General features: G+C 57.7%; 20 protein-coding genes and 1 other RNA gene. 7 read left to right on the top strand and 14 right to left on the bottom strand.

All coding sequences use genetic code 11. From position 1 onward, the window contains the following. Nucleotides 1-2: 2 nt before the first annotated feature. From SLIT_RS16065 to SLIT_RS06290, 8 genes are all read right to left on the bottom strand, one after another. Nucleotides 3-1,235, bottom strand: coding sequence for an adenylate/guanylate cyclase domain-containing protein (locus tag SLIT_RS16065; protein ID WP_013029404.1), 1,233 nt, complete (start codon nucleotides 1,233-1,235; stop codon nucleotides 3-5). A gap of 98 nt (nucleotides 1,236-1,333) precedes the next feature. Further along, the gene (gene rluB / locus SLIT_RS06315) at nucleotides 1,334-2,176 is read right to left on the bottom strand and encodes a 23S rRNA pseudouridine(2605) synthase RluB (RefSeq protein WP_013029403.1); all 843 of its coding nucleotides are present in this window, start codon (nucleotides 2,174-2,176) and stop codon (nucleotides 1,334-1,336) included. After that, the gene (gene recR, locus SLIT_RS06310) at nucleotides 2,173-2,772 is read right to left on the bottom strand and encodes a recombination mediator RecR (RefSeq protein WP_013029402.1); all 600 of its coding nucleotides are present in this window, start codon (nucleotides 2,770-2,772) and stop codon (nucleotides 2,173-2,175) included. The genes rluB and recR overlap by 4 nt, the downstream gene beginning before the upstream one ends. Next, nucleotides 2,773-3,096, bottom strand: a complete 324-nt coding sequence (locus tag SLIT_RS06305; protein ID WP_013029401.1) for a YbaB/EbfC family nucleoid-associated protein — start codon at nucleotides 3,094-3,096, stop codon at nucleotides 2,773-2,775. It abuts the gene before it with no gap. Between the two features lie 175 nt (nucleotides 3,097-3,271). After that, entirely contained in the window at nucleotides 3,272-4,885 is a 1,614-nt protein-coding gene (gene dnaX, locus SLIT_RS06300; protein WP_013029400.1) for a DNA polymerase III subunit gamma/tau, read from the bottom strand. A 48-nt stretch (nucleotides 4,886-4,933) separates the two neighbouring features. Beyond that, an RNA gene (gene ffs / locus SLIT_RS15470) (signal recognition particle sRNA small type) lies at nucleotides 4,934-5,032 on the bottom strand. Between the two features lie 816 nt (nucleotides 5,033-5,848). Further along, nucleotides 5,849-6,106, bottom strand: a complete 258-nt coding sequence (locus SLIT_RS06295; RefSeq protein ID WP_041420796.1) for a hypothetical protein — start codon at nucleotides 6,104-6,106, stop codon at nucleotides 5,849-5,851. Nucleotides 6,107-6,149: 43 nt separating this feature from the next. Beyond that, nucleotides 6,150-7,670, bottom strand: a complete 1,521-nt coding sequence (locus SLIT_RS06290; RefSeq protein WP_013029398.1) for a fumarate hydratase — start codon at nucleotides 7,668-7,670, stop codon at nucleotides 6,150-6,152. A gap of 98 nt (nucleotides 7,671-7,768) precedes the next feature. On the opposite strand from SLIT_RS06290, the gene ylqF reads away from it, so the two are divergent. Further along, nucleotides 7,769-8,674 carry a ribosome biogenesis GTPase YlqF gene (ylqF, locus tag SLIT_RS06285; protein WP_013029397.1) on the top strand — a complete coding sequence of 302 codons (906 nt, stop codon included), beginning with the start codon at nucleotides 7,769-7,771 and terminating at the stop codon, nucleotides 8,672-8,674. Here ylqF and SLIT_RS06280 read toward each other — a convergent pair. The 4 genes from SLIT_RS06280 to SLIT_RS06265 form a co-directional block, all read right to left on the bottom strand. Then, nucleotides 8,656-9,060, bottom strand: coding sequence for a group II truncated hemoglobin (locus tag SLIT_RS06280; RefSeq protein ID WP_013029396.1), 405 nt, complete (start codon nucleotides 9,058-9,060; stop codon nucleotides 8,656-8,658). The genes ylqF and SLIT_RS06280 overlap by 19 nt on opposite strands. Further along, nucleotides 9,044-9,907, bottom strand: coding sequence for a class I SAM-dependent methyltransferase (locus tag SLIT_RS06275; RefSeq protein WP_013029395.1), 864 nt, complete (start codon nucleotides 9,905-9,907; stop codon nucleotides 9,044-9,046). Before SLIT_RS06275 ends, SLIT_RS06280 begins: the two co-directional genes overlap by 17 nt. Then, a complete protein-coding gene (gene mnmC / locus SLIT_RS06270; RefSeq protein WP_013029394.1) occupies nucleotides 9,904-11,739 on the bottom strand; it encodes a bifunctional tRNA (5-methylaminomethyl-2-thiouridine)(34)-methyltransferase MnmC2/FAD-dependent 5-carboxymethylaminomethyl-2-thiouridine(34) oxidoreductase MnmC1 in 1,836 nt (611 codons plus the stop codon). The genes SLIT_RS06275 and mnmC overlap by 4 nt, the downstream gene beginning before the upstream one ends. Nucleotides 11,740-11,808: 69 nt before the next feature. Next, a complete protein-coding gene (locus SLIT_RS06265; protein ID WP_013029393.1) occupies nucleotides 11,809-12,087 on the bottom strand; it encodes a hypothetical protein in 279 nt (92 codons plus the stop codon). A 216-nt stretch (nucleotides 12,088-12,303) separates the two neighbouring features. Here SLIT_RS06265 and SLIT_RS06260 point away from each other — a divergent pair, with 216 nt between their 5' ends. The 3 genes from SLIT_RS06260 to SLIT_RS06250 all read left to right on the top strand — a co-directional run bounded on the left by SLIT_RS06260 (nucleotide 12,304) and on the right by SLIT_RS06250 (nucleotide 14,636). Further along, on the top strand, nucleotides 12,304-12,702 hold the full coding sequence (locus tag SLIT_RS06260) for a hypothetical protein (protein WP_013029392.1): 399 nt from the start codon (nucleotides 12,304-12,306) through the stop codon (nucleotides 12,700-12,702). A gap of 34 nt (nucleotides 12,703-12,736) precedes the next feature. Continuing rightward, complete coding sequence (locus SLIT_RS16060) at nucleotides 12,737-12,922, top strand: hypothetical protein (protein ID WP_013029391.1); 186 nt, start codon at nucleotides 12,737-12,739, stop codon at nucleotides 12,920-12,922. Nucleotides 12,923-12,989: 67 nt separating this feature from the next. After that, nucleotides 12,990-14,636, top strand: coding sequence for a methyl-accepting chemotaxis protein (locus SLIT_RS06250; RefSeq protein WP_013029390.1), 1,647 nt, complete (start codon nucleotides 12,990-12,992; stop codon nucleotides 14,634-14,636). 38 nt (nucleotides 14,637-14,674) lie between these two features. Here SLIT_RS06250 and SLIT_RS06245 read toward each other — a convergent pair whose 3' ends face one another. Both SLIT_RS06245 and SLIT_RS06240 read right to left on the bottom strand, forming a co-directional pair. After that, nucleotides 14,675-15,562: a DMT family transporter gene (locus SLIT_RS06245; RefSeq protein ID WP_013029389.1), complete on the bottom strand. Its 888-nt coding sequence runs from the start codon at nucleotides 15,560-15,562 to the stop codon at nucleotides 14,675-14,677. 230 nt (nucleotides 15,563-15,792) lie between these two features. Next, a complete protein-coding gene (locus tag SLIT_RS06240; RefSeq protein WP_013029388.1) occupies nucleotides 15,793-17,583 on the bottom strand; it encodes an N-acetylglutaminylglutamine amidotransferase in 1,791 nt (596 codons plus the stop codon). 74 nt (nucleotides 17,584-17,657) lie between these two features. On the opposite strand from SLIT_RS06240, the gene SLIT_RS06235 reads away from it, so the two are divergent. The 3 genes from SLIT_RS06235 to SLIT_RS06225 all read left to right on the top strand — a co-directional run bounded on the left by SLIT_RS06235 (nucleotide 17,658) and on the right by SLIT_RS06225 (nucleotide 20,301). Next, on the top strand, nucleotides 17,658-18,902 hold the full coding sequence (locus SLIT_RS06235; protein ID WP_013029387.1) for an MFS transporter: 1,245 nt from the start codon (nucleotides 17,658-17,660) through the stop codon (nucleotides 18,900-18,902). Between the two features lie 64 nt (nucleotides 18,903-18,966). After that, nucleotides 18,967-19,563: a malonic semialdehyde reductase gene (locus SLIT_RS06230; protein WP_013029386.1), complete on the top strand. Its 597-nt coding sequence runs from the start codon at nucleotides 18,967-18,969 to the stop codon at nucleotides 19,561-19,563. A gap of 12 nt (nucleotides 19,564-19,575) precedes the next feature. Then, nucleotides 19,576-20,301, top strand: a complete 726-nt coding sequence (locus SLIT_RS06225) for a pseudouridine synthase (RefSeq protein WP_013029385.1) — start codon at nucleotides 19,576-19,578, stop codon at nucleotides 20,299-20,301. Nucleotides 20,302-20,304: the final 3 nt, after the last annotated feature.

Here is a 20,304-nt window from a genome sequence, read left to right as displayed (position 1 = left end):
TGTTAATTGGCGAACGTATGCTTAATTCTTATTCTCTCTCCCGGCTTCACCGTAATGACTTTGGTATAGACCGGGAATGTCGTATTCCGAATTTTGATCTCGTGCTTGCCCCGAGCAACCTGCAACTCCAGCAAGGGCGGACTGACTCCCTGCATTCTACCATCCAGATAAACCTCTCCCCAAGGCAGAATTCCAAGGCTTACCACTGCCGGTGCACCGATAGTTTCCGCCAGAGTTCTCACACGAGAACTCTCCTTGACACCTTGCACCTTCTTCTCGGAGTGGGGCTTCTTGTTCGGTTTAGGAGAGACTTTTTCTGCATCCTCAGCATCCCTGGCTCCCTTAGCGACAGCTTTGCTTTGCGCGGGCTCGGTAGCCGCAGCCACTGGCGGTTTACCGGGATCAGCCTGCTCTGTAGAAGCAATTTGCGTGTGCTGAGGCGCAGAATGGCTCGCCAGCTTGATCGTTAGTGCTGTCAAAGTGACCAGTACCACAGCAACCACGCCGATGGCAGCAGCGCGTTGCTTACCGGATGCATTGCGGAACGCAGTGATCGCAACGCGCTCCCAGCGCGCCATGATGGCGACAAATTCATCCCAGTAATTCTCCAGACGGAACAGCACTGCATCGAAACCTGTCGCTCCAGCCTGTCTGGATTGTTTGGCCAGACTCTGCTGCGTCGAAGTGAAATCACCCGGATAGCCGATCGCATAAACTTCATGCTCTCGCACATGCTTGTCGGTGCGAGAACCCTGGTAATGGAACATGCCCGCATATTCCTGCGACAAGCGCGACACCGCGTCATAATATGAACGCGATACCAGAATCTGCCCGGGGTCGGCAAAGCCCATCACACGCTGTGCCACATTGATTCCATCGCCAACGATATTCGGCTGGCCGTTGATGTCTTTGACCAGGCGTACCGGACCAAGGTTGACGCCAATGCGCACCAGCAACGGCGGTTCCATGCGCACACCTTCGCTCAGCAGACTGCTGCGCATGCTCAGCGCCGCATGCAAGGCATCGCTGATGTCCCCCAGGAAGCTGATCGCAGCACCATCGCCCGTATCCAGAATAATGCGGTCGTTGACAGGCACATCGCGTATAGCAATGGACAGAAAGGCGTTGAAACGCTCTTTCAAGGATATCTGCCCTGAAACGGATTTCTTGGAATATTCGACGATATCCAAGAAAACTACGCTACAGATGATGGTCTTGTTGCCCCGCTCTTCCATTTATTCCCGCTCGTTATTCACTTCCAGGTTGCCGTTATCACTTAAGAATGCCACTTAACCCCGCGGATTTTAACGACAGTACGTCAATCTCGCCAGTTTTAATTTTTCCGTATCCGAGCACGCTGCAACTTGTTGCGCCGGCCATCGTCAACCACCTGTCTGGCAACTCCCACCGGCAAACCCACCCACTCGAGTATCGATCTCACCTCGTTATCGCCCAATTCGGCCATCATGCCGCGTTTGATACGGGGCGGAAGACCGATGATACCGAAGCGCACTCGCATCAGGCGGCTAACCGGCAAGCCCAATGCCTCGAAAGTGCGGCGCACCACGCGATTACGGCCTTCCTTCAGCACCAGTCGATACCAGTGGTTGAACCCTTCGCCGCCTTCATCGCTGAGCTGCTCGAAACGTACTACGCCATCATCGAGTTCTATGCCCTCTTTGGTCACTTGCCGCATGTGCTCCGGCGTCATCTGGCCCTGCACACGAACGGCATATTCGCGCTCCACCTCGAAACGGGGGTGCATCAGGCGATTCGCCAGTTCGCCAGAAGTTGTGAAGATGAGCAACCCACTGGTATTGAAGTCCAAACGTCCGATTGCTATCCATTTCTGTCCGCGCAATTTTGGCAAGGCATCGAATACGCTGGCACGCTCGCCGGGATCGTCGCGGCTGACTATTTCGCCTTCCTGCTTGTGGTACAGCAGAATGCGTGGCATGGTTTGCTCGGTCTGCAATTGAAGACGTACATTACGTCCGTCCACTTGCACCTTGTCACCCTCTGCAACCCGCATCCCCAACGTTGCAACCGTACCGTTCACGGTCACTCTTCCTGCGCTGATCCACTCTTCCATCTCACGGCGTGAACCAATACCCGCCTGTGCCAGCACCTTTTGCAATCGCTCGCCTGGCTGACTTGTTTCGGCTTGATCGATCATTCTGTCACCGTCCTTCTTTCCAGCACGGCTTGCGCCAAAGTGCCGCTATCCACATGCTCCAATTCGCCGCCAACCGGCAAACCACGGGCGATGCGCGACACCTTTAGCCCCTGCGCTCGCAGCAAGGTTGCCAAATAGTGTGCCGTCGCCTCGCCTTCGATGGTGAAATTCGTCGCCAGGATCACCTCGCACGACAGCTCCCGTGCACGTTTCAGCAAGCGCTCCAGCGGCAGATCCTTCGCCCCCAGGCCATCCAGGGGAGAAAGGCGCCCCATCAATACAAAATACATTCCGCGGTAGCATTGCGCCTGCTCCATCATCAACAGATCGGCAGGCATTTCTACCACGCACAGCATGTCCGTCTCGCGTCGCTGCGAACGGCACATGGGACAGACGTCTTCCTCAGAAAAATTATTGCACTTGCTGCAGTGCCTGACACTGCTTACTGCCTGATCAAGCGAACGCGCAAGATGCAAGGCACCTTGCCTGTCGCGCTGCAGCAGGTGGTAAGCCATGCGTTGCGCCGACTTGGGACCCACACCCGGCAAACAGCGCAAAGCCTTGATCAGCTCTTCCAGACTGGAAGGAGTATTCATTTAAAACGGCAAGCTCATGCCCGGCGGCAGGTTCATCCCGGCGGTGAAGCCGCTCATGCGCTTCTGCGAAGTTTCGGCGGCTTTCTTGTTGGCATCGTTCAATGCCGCCACGATCAGGTCTTCCAGCATCTCTTTGTCGTCCAGCACGCTCTGGTCCAGATTCACCCGGCGTACCTCATGCGCACAAGTCATGATCACTTTGACCATGCCTGAACCGGACTGACCTTCCACCTCGACGGTGGCCAGTTCGTCCTGCGCCTTCTTCATATTCGCCTGCATCTGCTGCGCCTGTTTCATCAGCCCGGCCAATCCACCCTTCATCATTTCCACTTCCTCCGAAAAAATTCAAAATCCCGCATCGCGACTTACCGTACCCCTCGCCCTCTGGGATAACCAGCGACTTGCCCGCTTGCGGGCTTAGTCGAATGGCTAGTCGTTCCTCCAGAGGGGTACGGAGGCGAGGAAAATGATGTAAGGAGTATGCTCCTTACATCATTTATTATATGGGCCTGATCGAATTTTCGATCACCTGCGCACCCAAGTGAACTTGTGCTTCGCGCACGAAGCTATCCTGCCTGATTGCTTCTTCTGCCTGCTGCTGGCGCGTCTGCTTTTCTTGCTGCTCGACGGCGGCAGGGGTGGCGGCATTCTTCTCTGCCCCAAGTTCCACCGTCAATTTGATCGGCTTGACGAAATAGTCGCTCAACGCCGCCTGCAGCTTTTCCTGTGCAATTTTATTGCTTTGCAGGTGCTTGTGTTGCGGTGCGAGATTCAGCACCACACGGCTATCGCCAAAGCTCGCCAGCACACTATTCTTCGCCAGTTCGCGCGCCATACCTTGCAAATTGAGTTGCGACAACAGGGTATTCCAGTCCAGATCGGTACCGCTTTCGACAGTCCGCACAGACGCTGACTGCATCGCGGGCACCGGTTCCGCAGCCACATATTCAGCCGCAGCTGGCGCTGCCCTGGGCACTGTTACCGGTGCAGGTTTCGGCGCACCCTGGCCGGCACTCGCCTTTGCACCTTGCGGAGCAAAGGCCAGCATGCGCAGCAACGTCATGGTGAATCCGGCATATTCGTCCGGTGCGAGATCGATTTCGTTGCGCCCGTGGATGGCGATCTGGTAATTCAATTGAATCTCTTCGGGAGTGAACTGCTGCGCCAGTTCAAACAAGCGCGCACGCTCCGGCTCATCCTCTGCGATGGCATTTGGAATGGTCTGCGCCAGCGCGATGCGGTGCAGCAGCGTTGCCAGATCCTGCAATGCCGCTTCGAATGCCAGGCTGCGCATGGCCATATCGTCGGCAATGCGCAACAGCCCGGCACCGTCCTCGACGCGCAGCATTTGCAACAGGTCAAACAGGTAACCCTGGTCAATCGCGCCCAGCATGGTACGTACCAACGCCTCGTCCACCTTGCCGGACGAATAGGCGATGGCCTGGTCCAACAGGCTCAAAGCGTCACGCATGCTGCCTTGCGCGGCACGCGCCACCAGATTCAGCGCACCGATCTCGAACGGGATGTTCTCCTGCCCCAGCACGTATTGCAGATGGGTCAGGATCAACGCTGGCGGCAGTTGCTTGAGGTTGAACTGCAGACAGCGTGACAGTACGGTGACCGGGATTTTTTGCGGGTCGGTGGTGGCCAGGATGAACTTCACATGCGACGGCGGCTCTTCCAGCGTCTTCAACATCGCATTGAAGGCCGATTTCGACAGCATATGCACTTCGTCGATGATGTACACCTTGAAACGCCCGCTGGTCGGCGCATACAGCGCACTCTCCAGCAGCTCGCGCATGTTGTCGACCTGGGTGTTGGATGCCGCGTCCAGTTCGATCAGGTCGACGAAACGACCGCTGTCGATCTCGGTACAGGCACCGCACACCCCGCACGGTGTAGCCGTTACACCGGTCTCGCAGTTCAGGGATTTGGCGAAGATGCGCGCGATGGTGGTCTTGCCTACGCCGCGCGTGCCGGTGAAGAGATAGGCATGATGCAGGCGGTTCTGCGTCAGCGCATTGGTCAGCGCCTGCACGACGTGTTCCTGCCCGGCCAATTGGGCGAAGTTTCTGGGGCGCCATTTGCGCGCTAGCACTGAAGTCGCTGACATACGCCCTACACCCTCCTGCCTGTCGAGTGTGACACCCTCGATAAATAAGGAGGCGAGCCTTACCCCCGGCACTTGCACCGCTTGGCTGTGGCTGCTTCCTTCCGGACCTGACCAGGTTCACCAAAGTGCAATGCGGGGAGACCCGCCAATTCGTAAAATCTGAGTTTTGCAGGCCAGAAACTGCCTGAAAACAGGACGCCATGATAGTCGAAAAGCGGGGATAAATCCATGGGAGCATGCCCCATGCGCCGATGCTGGTCGGGAGAAGCGCTACACGGACCGTTCGTCCTGAGCTTGTCGAAGGATGGGCGCAGCCCGCAGGTTTTCAAATTTAAAATCAACACCGTCGGGGGTAGCCCGACAGCTAGTTACCTTTCTTGTCTTGCCAAGAAAGGTAACCCAAAGAAGTCGCCCCCGGTTTGCCGCCCACTTCGTGGGTTCCCTCGAAAGTCTGCAAACAAGCGGGGCTGCGCAACTCGCCCTAGCGGGGCACACAAAACGTGCCCCACCGCGGAGCTCGAACAGTGCTCGCCTAAATCTCCGCTTGTTTACAGCCTTTCGAGGCGGCGCACAGGGGATGGAACTGCAAAACCCCAACCCCAAAACCAGCGAGGCGGGCAATGCCCGCCTCGCCCAAAAAACAAGAAGTGTGCGCAAAGCGCACACAAAACCGCTTTGCCTTACCGTCCCCTGTACGCCGCCGAGTAGCGCAGAACGGCCGGGAGTAGTCCGACGAATATGTTCGAGCACGTGGCCGCGCAGCGGATCGTGCGAGTTTATGAGGAGGCCCGGACGTTCGAGCAACGCAGGGAACCCACAAAGTGGGCGGCGCACCGGGGTCGCCTTCTTTTTGGTTACTTTTTCTTTGGCGAAGCAAGAAAAAGTGACTAGCTGTCGGGCTACCCCCGACGGTTTCCGCTGGGTAGCGCTACGCTCTACCCCTCCTACGCTTGCTACATTTACTCACTTCCTAAACACACCCTTCTCACACCAGAACTTAGTTCTTACTCCGGGTTGAGCTTGAAAAAGCTGCTGCGCTTGCTGACAGTTCTCCCTGTTATAAGCCTCACCGTCAGTTGAATTAAACGAAGCAACATGAATTCGCATGTTTTCGTCCATAACGCTGTTGCGATAGAGAGTGAAGGTGTCATTGCCCGAATCACAGCCTGCCATGAGGCCAACAATCGAAAGAAGCAAAAAAGCGCGCAATAAAAGTCTCATAAAACCTCACGTATTTTTGATGACAATCCTCTTGATACTAAGGTTACACCACCTTCACTGGAATCCCCGCAATCCTCCCCTGCCACTCCTTCGGCCCCGTCTCATGCACCGAAGTCCCATTCACATCCACCGCCACCGTCACCGGCATATCCTGCACCACAAATTCGTAGATCGCCTCCATGCCGAGATCGGCAAACGCAACCACCTTAGCCGCCTTGATCGCCTGCGCCACCAGATAGGCCGCTCCGCCGATCGCGATGAGATACACGGCTCCGTGTTTCTTGATCGCCTCAAGGCCGGTCTTGCCGCGCTCGGCCTTGCCCACCATGCCGATGAGTCCGGTTTGCGCCAGCATGGTCTCGGTGAACTTGTCCATGCGCGTGGCTGTTGTTGGTCCAGCAGGGCCGACCACTTCGTCGCGTACCGGGTCGACCGGGCCGACGTAGTAGATGAAACGACCGTTGAAATCGACCGGCAGTTTCTCGCCTTTGGCCAGCATCTCCACCATGCGCTTGTGGGCTGCATCGCGGCCGGTGAGCAGCTTGCCGGAAAGCAGCAAGGTGTCGCCGGGTTTCCATTGCGCGATGTCGGCCCGCGTCACCGTATCCAGATTCACGCGCCGCGCATCCGCCGCCGGATGCCAATGCACATCGGGATAGTCGGCGATGTTCGGCGGCGTGAAGCTTGCCACCCCGTGGCCATCCAGCTCGAAATGGACATGCCTTGTCGCGGCGCAGTTCGGGATGATGGCGATGGGCTTGGAGGCCGCATGGGTCGGGTAATCCAGTATCTTCACGTCCAGCACCGTGGTCAGCCCGCCCAGGCCCTGCGCGCCGATGCCCAGCGCGTTGACCTTGTCGTAGATCTCGATGCGCAATTCCTCGATACGGTTCTTCGCCCCGCGCGCCTTCAGCGCGGTCATGTCGATGTCTTCCATCAGCGATTCCTTGGCCAGCAACAAGGCTTTCTCAGCCGTGCCGCCGATGCCGATGCCGAGTTGTCCCGGCGGACACCAGCCTGCCCCCATGCCCGGCAGTTGATTCACCACCCATTCCACCACATCGTCGCCGGGATTGAGCATGGCAAAACGCGATTTATTCTCGGAGCCACCCCCTTTGGCGGCGATGCGCACATCCACCCTGTCCCCCGGCACGACCTCAAAATGCACCACGGCCGGCGTGTTGTCGCCGGTATTCTTGCGCCTGCCCGCCGGTTCGCTCACGATCGAAGCGCGCAATACGTTGTCCGGCAGCAGGTAAGCCTTGCGTACCCCGGCATTCACCATCTCGGTGACGCTCATGGTTGCGTCTTCCCAGCGCACATCCATCCCGATCCGCACGAAGGCCACCACGATACCGGTATCCTGGCAGATCGGCCGCTTGCCCATCGCGCACATGCGTGAATTGGTCAGTATCTGCGCCATCGCATCCTTGGCGGCAGGGGATTCCTCGCGCTGGTAGGCTGCAGCGACGGCCTGCACATAGTCCTGCGGGTGATAGTAGGAGATGAATTGCAATGCGTCGGCGATGCTGTCGATGAAATCCTGTTGGCGGATGATAGCCATGATTGAGCTCCCGGTAATTACGCATGGATTATGGGAGCGGGGACAGTCAGCGTCAAATAACAGTTAGAATGCGCGCCTGTTTTCAAGGACTTCATCCCATGGCCATCCAATGGTTCCCCGGACACATGACCTCAGCCCGCAAGAAGGCGGCCGAGACCATGGCACGCATCGATGTGGTCATCGAGGTGCTGGATGCACGCGTGCCGGAAGCGGGTAGCAACCCGATGATTCGCGAATTGCGCCTGCATCGCCAACGGCCATGCCTCAAGGTGCTGAACAAGACCGATCTTGCCGATCCGGCGGCGACACAGGCCTGGCTGGATCACTACAACGAACAGGAGGGCGTGCAGGCCGTCGCGCTGTCCTGCAAGAAAGCGGGCGATGCCGCGAAGATCCCAAAACTGTGCCTGCCGCTCGCCCCGCATCGCGGCACACCGCTGAAGCCGCTGCGCATCATGATCATGGGCATCCCCAACGTCGGCAAATCCACGCTGATGAACACCCTGCTCAAGCGCCGTGCGGTCGCGGTAGGCGACGAGCCCGCCATCACCAAGAACCAGCAGAGCTTCGACCTCAACGACCACACTATCCTGATCGACACGCCCGGATTGATGTGGCCGAAAATCGAATTCGAAAGCGACGGCCTCATGCTTGCCGCCAGCCACAGCATCGGCCGCAATGCCATCATCGACGAAGAGGTCGCCGCCTTCCTGGGCGACCTGCTGCTGGCACGTTATCCGAACCTGCTGCTGGCACGCTACAAGTTCCCATTGGAAGGCATGGATGGTTACGCATTGATCGAGGCCATCGCCAAACAACGCGGCTACCGCATCCGCGGCAAGGAATTCGACCTGGAAAAGGCAGCGATGACCTTGTTGCAGGACTATCGCACAGGCGCGCTGGGTCGCATCAGTCTGGAAACCCCGGCAACGCGTGCCGAAATGTTGCGTACGACGACACCAGGCAAAGCAGATACAGACAACGATCAGTCTTCTTCAGACTGATTGCGCATGAAATCGGCCACCTTGATGAAGGCCGCCTTGAGCTCATTGCGCAATGCCTCTTCTTCAACCACTTCATCCAGCGCCTGCCCCATGCACAACAGCCATTGATCGCGCTCGGTTTTCCCGATAGCGAAAGGCATATGACGCATGCGCAGCGCCGGGTGGCCGAACTTCTCCACGAACAGTTGCGGCCCGCCCATCCAGCCCGACAGGAACATGAACAGTTTGTCTTCCGAACCTTTCAGGCTGGCACCGTGCATCTTGCGCACACCATGGGCCTCGGGCAACTCGTCCATCAAATGATAGAAGCGCTGTACCAGCTCCCTCACCTTTGCTTCGCCACCGATGCGCTCGTAGTGCGAGCGCTTGTCATTGCTGATCTGCATCGTCTTGCTCCGTAAAAAATCTACCCTTCATCTCTTCCAGCCCCACGCTGTGGAGCACTTCATTCAGCCGATCAGCCGCCCGCTTGCGCGGCAGATCTTTATAGCTGGCAATGATAAGTTCGTTCTTCATCGAATGCTCCCATCCTACCAGCTCAGTGACCGTCACCTGGTAGCCGTGCGCCTCCAATTGCAGGCAGCGCAACACATTGGTCAGGTGGCTGCCGAATTCGCGCGTATGAATGGGATGCCGCCACAGCTCGGTGAGCGCATCCTTTGCCAGTTGCCTGCCCTTGTTCTTGCGCAATGCCGCCGCCACCTCGGCCTGGCAACACGGCACCAGCACAATGAACTGCGCATGCTTCTTCAGGGCGAAATTGATGGCGTCGTCGGTCGCCGTATCGCAGGCATGTAGCGCCGTCACCACATCCACTCCGGTCGGTAACTTGTCCGACACGATGGACTCCGCCACCGACAGGTTCAGGAACGACATGCCGCCGAACCCCAGCTGCTGCGCCAGCTCGCGCGAATGCATCACCAGTTCTTCACGCGTCTCGATGCCGTAGATGTGCGAAGCATCTTTCAGTGCTTTGAAAAACAAGTCGTACAGAATAAACCCCAGATACGACTTGCCCGCCCCGTGATCCACCAGCGTAAGCGCCCCCTTCTCATTGCGGACTTCTTGCAGCAGCGGCTCGATGAATTGATACAGGTGGTACACCTGCTTCAGCTTGCGGCGCGAATCCTGGTTCATCTTGCCATCGCGCGTCAGGATGTGCAGCTCCTTCAACAATTCAATGGATTGGCCGGCACGTATTTCGGGACATTCAGGGGAAGGCATTCTTTTCATGCTGCATATTGTCCTTTATTTCCCGTTCTTGGCAACGGTGCCAATGCTTCCAGCAGCGATTGCGGCAACGGCGGCAGTTGCCCGCACATCGCCGCGGCGACCACCTCACCCGAGATGCCGGCGGTGAGCAGACCGCGTGTGCCATGCGCAAGACTGCAATACAACCCTGACTCGACCTCGCCGACCAGCGGCGTCGCACCCGGTGTCGAGCAACGCACCCCGGCTCGACCGGATAACTGGGCGGCATCAACGGTGCCCAAGGCTTGATAGAGCGTCGGCATGAAAACCTTGAGTTTCGAGATGTTGTCCATATGGTCCGCATCGCGCAAGTCCGCCTCCGCATCGTCAAAGGTGGTGGTCGCCCCGACCACATGCCGCCCTGCCGCTGCCGGTGCACAGTACCCTTCGGCACACAGAACAGATTTCAACTTTTCGCTTGCTGCCGTTGCAGGAATCTCGCTGATCTGGCCGCGCACGGCTTGCAGCGCAAAAGCCTTGAACTGGCTCAAATTCTTCGCCAGATGTCCACAACACACCACCATCTGCTCAGCTTCAATGACAAATCCCTCGCCGCTGGCGCACCAACCGGAGCCGGTTCGCTCCAGGGAAGTGACTTCGCAAGCAAGACGCTGCGTGATGCGCGGATGATCAGTCAGGCGTGCGCAGACTTGCGGCGGCACCACCCAGCCGCCCGCGGGGAACCACAGGCCGCCATGCAACATTGTCATTCCAGCCAATTCAGTTGCCCGGGCCGCATCCACCGTTTGCAACACATGCGCAGGCCATTCCTGTGCTGAGAATCTGCCGATGCGTTTTGCTTCGGCATCGGTCGCCGCCAATTGCAGTAGGCCGCACTCAGCACGCATTGCACCATCCACCGGCACGACCTCATCCAGCAGTGCCAAGGCATGGCCGTATGCTGCCAGCACGAAACGGTGCAAGGGATTATCGCTGGCACCGAAGCGCGCATGCAATATGCCGCGCGGATTACCGGAAGCGGCGGCAGCAAGTTGCGGGGCACGCTCGATCAATATGACGTCGATGTCGCGCTGAGCCAAGGCGTGCGCAGCAGCACAACCCGCGATGCCACCGCCGATGACGAGAGCTGTACGCGGCGTCTTTCCTCTTGGCCTGGAAACTGCGGCAGCATTCAATTGCCCTCTTATCATCTCGCGCTTGCGCCCGAAACCTGCCACCCTATCCACCGCGAATCCGGCCTGCAACAAACCGCGCCGCACCCAACCCGCACTGGTGTAGCTTGCCAGGGTCGTTCCCTCGTGCGAGGCACGGGCGATATTCGCCAGTACCGTCTCGCTCCACATATCGGGATTCTTCGCCGGCGAGAAACCGTCAAGGAACCAGGCATCTGCACAGCCGGCAAGAAGTTCCGGCAAGGCGTGTGCCACATCGCAAATCGCCAGAGTCAATCGCACCCGACCACCGGCAATACTCCAGCGGTTCCAGCCCGGCACACGACGATGCCAGCAAGCCAGTAGCGCCTCGGCTTGCATGTGCAATTCCGGCCACAGCGCCAATGCTCCACGAAGTTCGTCATTGTTTAATGGAAATTTCTCGATGCTGAAGAAATCCAGGCTCGCGCCCTGCGGCGCTACCTGCTCGAACAGCTGCCATGCACAAAGAAAATTCAGCCCGGTGCCAAAGCCCGTCTCGCCGATGCAGATGCTCTCCCCCTCCGACAACGCCGCGTAACGCTCAGCCAGGCGATTGCCCTGCAAAAAGACGTGCCGCGTCTCTTCCTGGCCGGAATCGGTGGAGAAGTACACATCGCCAAAGCGATTGGAAAATGGCTGTCCGTCTTTCCAGTCCAGCATCGAATCAATCCCTGAAATGATTCCGGCGGGTGCAAACCCGCCGGAATCTTGCTGCCAGGTCACAGATGGTTATTTCGCTGCAACGTCTTTTTCACACTTTTTCATGAATGCAGACTTGGCGGCACCAGCCAGGGGCTTGCCGTTCTTGTCAACAGCCTTGGCTTCGCACGAATTCGCCGCAGCCGGAGCTGCATCCTTCTCGCACTTCTTCATGAATGCAGACTTGGCGGCACCGGTCAGAGGCTTGCCGCTTTTGCCGACGGCTTTGGCTTCGCAGCTGGAATCGGCAGCAAAAGACAGATTGGCGATGAACAACGAAGCAATAGCGGCAACGATCAGATTACGCATGTTTCACACTCTCCAGGAATTGTTTGAATTTTCGATGGCAAACAGGATCACCACCTCGGTAATTATACCGCCCACGCCCCTCAAAACAGCGAAGGCATATGTCGCTATCTATGCCTTTTGCAGCTCAGGCTAGTCCATTTGGCATATTGCAACCACATTTCAAGAGTGGATACTTCATCGCCGGGCAGCGATATCGACCATTGGAAGGACGCGCAAATGGAAGAAAAACCGACTCATCTACATTATCCGACGAACTGGGGAATGCGTTTTCTGTGCGACTGCAGGAAACAGAACGAGCGAATCAACATCCATAGGGGCATTGCACACGAGATTTCGATACACGGAGTGCGCATACTCAGCGAGCATCACATCTGCCAACACAAAAAAGTCGCCATGCAATTGATGATCCCTTCCTTGTTGAACGGAGCTCCGCAAAAAATCATCAAGATCATCGGAAACAGTATCGCCACAGTCGTAAAGGAAGGAAAGTTCCTGACAGAAATCGAATTCCTGCATTTCGAAGAAGACGGGCTAAAAGAATTGGACCGGAATCTGCACCAACGCTTCGGCACACGAACATTTTCCCTTACATCCAATCTTTCCTGGCAGCAATAGTGTACGCAGCGGGACACTCAAAACAGGAGGCGCCATGAGCTTTGCAATCTCCATCGTCACTTTAGGATTAGGACTGATGCTCGTGTATGGCTTCGGCGCCTTTGCAATGTGTCTGCACGCCGGAGAGAACCCCGCGTCGGCGGCCATACATGCGTCCGGCTGGCTTGCCGCATTCTCCATTTCCCATTTGTTCGGTTATCTGGCGATTTCTCTTCATTGAGTTCTTCCGCCAGCACGCCCTGTTCGTCAGCAAGTTTGTATCACATGCAGCCACCCGAGGAGAAAATATGAACCTGATCGCACGGATACCCAGCATACGTCTGAAACTTCTCTTGATCGCCGGAACTGGAACAGCGTTACTGCTCTCGGCCGCACTCTTCGGACTGTGGCTTTCATGGAACAGCCTGCGTTATTTCGAACAGGACGTTTTGAAAAGCACAGCTGACGAACGGTCCATCCTGGTCATGCAGACCGATTTCAAGAAACAGGTACAGGAGTGGAAAGACGTACTGCTGCGCGGCAGCGACCGATCGGCCCTGGATAAATACTGGGGGAATTTTGAAAGCCAGGAACGCAAAGTCCAGGAAAACGGCCAGGCATTGCAGGCACGCATAACGGATGGTAAAGCCAGGGACTTGGTCGAACAATTCCTGAAATCACATCGAACCATGGGGGCGGACTATCGCAAGGGATTGCAAGCTTTCAAGGATAGCGGGTACGACAGCAAAATCGGCGACATGGCCGTGAAGGGCATGGATCGCGCACCGACCGAATTACTGACGAGTGCATCCGACGAACTAAACACGCTCAGACTGCAAGTGACCGAAAAAGTCATTGCTCAAGGCCATCAAGGGATCTATATCAGTTTATCCATCATCGCTTTGGTCATTGCGATCACCACAGCGGCTTTTTTCTGGATGGTACATGAGGGCATCATCGCGCCTGCGAATCAGCTGGTAGTAGGCATCTCCCACATTGCCAAGGGGGACTTCTCGATTCCGGTAAACAAGTCCACAAACGATGAAATGGGCAAGATAGCTGATCACGTCGAACAGCTGCGCCTGGATCTTGGAAAGATCATTGCCGAGATCAATCACTCGAGCACCCAGGTAGCAGAAGCCGCATTGCAACTTTCCAATGCGGCAGTTCAGGCCTCAGCAAGCTCTCATAGCCAGCACGAGGCAACTTCTTCCACTGCCGCCGCCATGCAACAAATGGCGGTCAGCATCTCTTCGGTCGCCAGCAATGCCGGGGAAGTAAAGAAGGTTTCCGAGCACAATCTGAAACATGCAAAAAATGGAAGTCAAAGCATGGTTTCGCTGAAAAATGAAATCTCCTCAATTGAACAAGTCGTCACCAACATTGCTGTTTCCATTGAAAATTTCGTGACCAGCGTAAAGGCAATCACAGCCATGACCAATCAAGTCAAGGGACTGGCCGATCAAACAAACCTGCTTGCCTTGAACGCAGCCATCGAGGCAGCACGGGCCGGCGAGCAAGGACGCGGGTTCGCAGTTGTCGCCGATGAAGTTCGCAAGCTCGCGGAGCAATCGGCCCAGTCTGCCGACAAGATCGACAGCATCACCAAAGAGCTGTCCCAACAGTCTGTCGCAGCGGATAACGCCATTCGCAAAGGCCTGCTAGCCTTGCAAACCAGCAATGCCTGTCTGGATAACGTACTGTCCAGCCTGAGTGAGACATCCGATTCTGCTACTCAAGCCGCCAATGGCATGAATGAAATAGAAGCATCGGTAAGGGAGCAACTGGTTGCCAGCGAGGATATCGCACGCAATGTCGAGCAGATAGCACGCATGACCGAAGAGCACAAAATCGTCGCCAGCGAAGCTGCAAAATCGGCCAATTCATTGCAGGAACTCGCTTCGGCAATGAGAAACACCATAAACAGATTCAGAACGGTCCAGGTGGCAGGTTGAGCACTCTGGCATCCACAAGGATGCCAGAGCACCTCCGGTCATTCCTGCCTTGCCATAATCTTCATCCACTGTTCGCCCCAGCGGTGCAAACATAGCCCGGATACGATACTCGCCGTGCCCAACCAGACCTGCGGCAACACGGCTTCGTTATTCAGTCCGTGCCCCAGCAGCAATGCCATCACAGGCGTGATCAGCGTGATCAGCGCAATATGTCCAGCCTCCATATGCTTGATGAGGTAGTAGTACAGCGCGAATCCCAGCACCGACCCGAAAGTACCGAGATATAGCGTCGCCGCTACGGCGCGCTCCGGCACTGCGGCAGGCACATGTCCATCGAGCAACCACCACGCGGCAAAGAACAGCGGCAATGCCACCACCAGTATTCCCAGTGTCATCGCCAACGGCGGACTGTCGTCGCCGATACGCTTGAGCCAAACCAGACCCAGAGATTGCGACACTACCGCCAGGAACAGGGCGATCAGACCGGTCATTGAGCCTGCTCCCAACCCAAGCCCTCCACGAAACACCAGGAACAGGCCAAGCACACCCATGACCATCCCGGCCAGTTTGCTTGGGGTGAGCGCCTCTTCTTTCAACCACATCATCGCGCCCAGGCTGGTGACCAGCGGCGACAAGCCGAACAACACCGCGATCATGCCGGAACTGACGAACTGGGACGACCAATAGGTGAGCGCCATCGTGGCGAACATGCTCAACCCGCCGGCCATGTAGGCCAGCAATGCCTTGCGGTGCAGCGGCACACGCACACGGAACGCTGCCAGCAGAAGTGCGCTCAGCATCACGCCGATGGCCATACGCGAAAATACCGCGAAGCTGAAACCGACACCCAATGCGCTCCACTTGATGGCGAGCGGCGTGGTGGACCAGATCAGTATGACCGTGACGAATGCTGCTGGAAGCGACATGATTCCCTCCTCGGCTCCACTAACAACCGCCATTCCACCGAGCCTTGACATGGAACAGCCAAAAACAAAAAGGCCACAGAGTTCATCTGTGGCCTTTTTGAAAGTAACTGCTGCAAAAATTGAACGCTAACTCTCCAGACCACCCTGTGTGCGATGCCACGCCTTGCGCAGGAATGCGCATGGGACGGCTCGGACGTGACGAATGGAATGCATGGAGTTCATGGGCAGGATTATGCGGGTGCGGATGAAACGCCGTCAACGTTAATTTGCAGCCACCACTCCAGCAAGGCGAGATGCCACAGCTTGCTGCCCTGGATGCGCGTGAGATACGCCTCGGGATCGGCCAGCAGTTTTTCCACATAGTCGCGCCGGTACAGGCCACGCTTGATGCAGGCTTCGGAATTCAACAGCTCGCGCATCTTCTCCAGGAATTCGCCGCGCACGTATTTGAGTGCGGGCACCGGGAAATAGCCCTTGGGCCGGTCGATCACCGCATCCGGGATCACGCCGCGCGCGATGGCCTTGAGCGGGAACTTGCCGCCTTCCTTGAGCTTGAGCGAGGGCGGCATGTGCGCAGCCAGCTCCACCAGTTCGTGATCGAGAAAAGGCACGCGCGCTTCCAGCCCCCAGGCCATGGTCATGTTGTCCACGCGCTTGACCGGGTCGTCCACCATCAGCGCAGTCACGTCCAGGCGGAACACTTCGTCGAGGAATTCGTCCGCATGCGGCAGCGACAGTTCATGATCCACCCATTCAGAAGTCACGTCCGGCACGGCATAGGCCTCCGTCATCATCGCCAGATATTCGCCGTGATCGCGATCAAAATAATGCTGCGAGAAGCGCGCCAGCGGCGAGCCGTTCGCCGCATCCATGCGCGGATACCAGAAGTAGCCGCCGAACACTTCGTCCGCGCCCTGCCCGGCCAGCACCACCTTAACCTCCTCCGACACTTTTTGCCCCAGCAGGTAAAACGCAGTCACGTCGTAGCTCGGCATCGGCTCCGACATCTGCGCGATGGCATCCGGCAGCGTCTTCAGCACCTCGCTGTTGGGGATCGCGAACTTGTGGTGGCGTGTGTTGAAATGCTTCGCCATCAGGTCAGAATACTCGAACTCGTCGGCCAGTTCGCCCGCCACCTCCTCGAAACCGATGGAGAAGGTGTTCAGGTCATCCACGTGATCGGCCAGTAGCCCGACCAACAGGCTGGAATCCAGCCCGCCGGAAAGCAGCACGCCCACCGGCACATCGGAAGCCAGCCGGTGCCGCTCCACGGCGCGCGTCAGCACGGTGCGTGTAGCTGCGAGCCAGTCCTGTTCGGACAGTTCGACCTCCGGGCGTGTCGCCACCAGCGACCAGTAGCGTTGCAGCTTCACCTCGCCGGACGCGGTGAAGGTCATGGTGTGTGCAGGCGGCAGTTTCTTCACGCCTTTCAGCAGGGTGCGCGGTGCAGGCACCACGCTGTGCAGGGTGAAATGGTGATGCAATGCCACGGGGTCCAGGCTCTTGTCCACCCCGCCTGCCGCGAGCAGGGCTTGCAACATGGAGGCAAAGCGCAAACGCGCGCCGTCCAGCGAGTAGTACAAAGGCTTGATGCCGAAGCGGTCGCGCGCCAGGAACAGCGATTTGTCGCGCATATCCCACAGGGCGAACGCGAACATGCCGTAGAAACGCTGCACGCATTTTTCGCCCCAGGCGTGGTAGGCCTTAAGGATCACTTCGGTGTCGCCGTGGGAGAAGAAGTCATAGCCCATCTCCACCAGCTCGGCACGCAGTTCCTGATAGTTATAGATGGTGCCGTTGAAGACGAGAGCCAGTTGCAAGTCCTGGTCCACCATGGGCTGGTCGGAATGGTTGGACAAGTCGATGATGGACAGGCGACGGTGGCCGAACGCGATCACGTCGCCGTTGAAGAACCCTTCGTGATCCGGTCCGCGCCGCGCCAGCTTCGCCGTCATGCGTTTCAGCGCATCCATATCGGGTGCCGATTGATCGAAGCGCAACTCACCGCAGATACCGCACATGTAAAACTCCAGTCGATTCGGATAGCGGATTATCTCCTACTGCCGCCGGGTTTGCTCGCAGGCGACCTGATAAAATGCACGCAATGCACACCCCACTCACCGCGCAACGCGAAAAATTCTTCCTGCTTACCCTCGCCGGCATCCAGTTCAGCCACGTCCTCGACTTCATGATCATGATGCCGCTCGGCCCGATCCTGATGCGCGAATTCGGCATCGGCACTCACGAGTTCGGCCTGCTGGTCGCCTCCTACAGTTTCAGCGCCGCCATCTCCGGCCTGCTCGGCGCAACCTTCATCGACCGGTTCGAGCGCAAGCGCCTGCTGCTAGGGATCTTTGCCTTGTTCGGTCTCGCGACACTGGCCTGCGCCGTCGCCCCCTCGTTCATCTCCCTGCTGGTCGCACGTGGTTTGGCCGGCATGTTCGGCGGCGTGATGGGTGCGCTGGTGCAGACCATGATAGGCGACACAATCCCGTTCGCCCGCCGCGCCAGGGCCAGCAGCATCGTGTCGACGGCGTTCTCGCTCTCCACGGTTGCCGGCGTACCACTCTCGCTATGGCTGGCCAACCACCTGCAGTGGCGTGCACCGTTTGTCTTCATCGCCCTGCTGGTGACGCTGTTCATCATCGTCGGAGCCCGCTTCCTGCCCGAATTGCGCCATCACATCAGCAACGAGAAACAGGCGCACCCGTTCGCGGCGATGTTCGCCGTCGTGCGCGACGTCAACCATCTGCGCGCGCTGTTGTATTCGGCATTGCTCATCTTCTCCGGCTTTACGGTGATACCGTACATCACGGTGTATGCGGTAAACAACGTCGGCATCTCGCAACAGGACATTCCCTTTGTTTATCTTTGCGGTGGAGCTGCGACCTTCTTCACTGCGCGCCTCATCGGGCGCTGGGCCGACCTGCGCGGCAAGGTCAAGGTGTACCGCATGATCGCCGTTGCGGCGATGTTTCCGCTGCTGGTGGTGACGAATCTCGGCGCCGCGCCGCTGTGGTTGTGGTTGCTTGCCACAACCCCTTTCTTCGTCCTGGTCTCCGGTCGCTTCATTCCAGCAATGGCCATCGTCACCTCCGCGGCACAACCCAAGCTGCGCGGTACCTTCATGTCGCTCAATGCCACCATGCAATCTCTCGCGATGGGCTTGGCCACCACGCTGGGCGGCTTCATAATTGCGCAGGACAACACTGGCAAGATCATCCACTACCAACTGGTCGGCTTTGTGGCGGTGGCGGCAAATCTGATCGCGATCTGGTTCGTCGCGCGCATCGTGATGCACGACCAGCACGCCAACCTGCCGGATGTCGCCCCCAAGTAACGATGGCTCATTTTCATTTAGACTAACCGCATTAGCCCCGATCAATCTTCCACAGGAGTTATTCATGCCAGGCACACCGTTGACCCAATCTGCTTTAGACCAGCTTTTTCTCGACGCCCACACCCACAACGCCTGGCAAGACAAGCCGGTTGCCGATGAGCTGCTGCATCGCCTCTACGACACCTTGCGCATGGCTCCCACGTCGATGAACTGCAGCCCGGCACGCATCGTGTTCGTCAAATCCAGGGCGGCGAAGGAGAAGCTCATGCCGGCCTTGATGGAAGGCAACCGCGCCAAGACCATGGCAGCCCCCGTCACCGCCATCATCGGCCACGACATGCACTTCTACGAGAACCTGCCCAAATTGTTCCCGCCCATCCCCGGCGCACGCGACATGTTCGCGAACAACGCCACGCTTGCCGACACCACCGCCTTCCGCAACGGCACACTGCAGGGCGCCTATCTCATTCTTGCTGCCCGCGCGCTGGGACTCGATTGCGGCCCGATGTCCGGCTTCGACAACGCGGCAGTAGATCAACTGTTCTTTGCCGGAACGAATGTGAAATCCAATTTCATCTGCAACCTCGGCTACGGCGACCCGAAAGGCGTCTATCCGCGCAATGTGCGCTTCGAGTTTGCCGAAGCCTGCAGCATCGCCTGACCAGCAAGGATCATGAGCAAGCTCCCGCTCGACCGCATCCTGCAATCGCAGGGCTTTGGCACGCGCAAGTGGTGCCGCGAGCTCATAGAAGACGGCGAAGTCCTCGTCGCCGGCGACTCCATCACCGATTACCGTCACGCGTTCGAGACCGACAATCTCGAGTTCAGCGTGTATGGCGAGTCGTGGAGATTTCGCGAGCATGTCTACATCGCTCTGAACAAGCCCGCCGATTACGAATGCTCGCGCAAACCCAGCCATCATCCCGGTGTGCTTTCATTGCTGCCGGAACAATTCGCGCTGCGCGACGTGCAGCCGGTCGGTCGGCTCGACCACGACACTACCGGCCTGCTGCTGATGTCGGATGACGGTGCGTTCATCCATGCGCAATCCTCGCCCAAGCGGCATATCCCCAAGGTCTATGTCGCTACCACGCACGATCCGGTGACACCGCAACTCGTCAGGCAGTTGATGTCTGGCGTGAAGCTGCATGACGAACCTGCACCGCTCGCTGCAGTGGTCTGCAATATGCTCGATACATGCCAGTTGAAGATCGTGCTGGAACAAGGCAAATACCATCAGGTGAAGCGCATGCTGGCTGCTGCGGGTAATCACTGTACGGCATTGCGCCGCACCGAGATCGGCAAACTCAGACTGGAGGCTCTGGGATTGGCCGAAGGGGAATGGTGCTATCTGGGAGAAGCAGAATTGGCGCTATTGTCCGATGGACTGACCGGCTGAGGA

The sequence above is a fragment of the Sideroxydans lithotrophicus ES-1 genome, from assembly GCF_000025705.1.
Lineage (GTDB): Bacteria > Pseudomonadota > Gammaproteobacteria > Burkholderiales > Gallionellaceae > Sideroxyarcus > Sideroxyarcus lithotrophicus.
The sequence above is the reverse complement of the archived record's forward strand: the minus strand, read 5'-3'. Positions and strand labels throughout refer to the sequence as shown.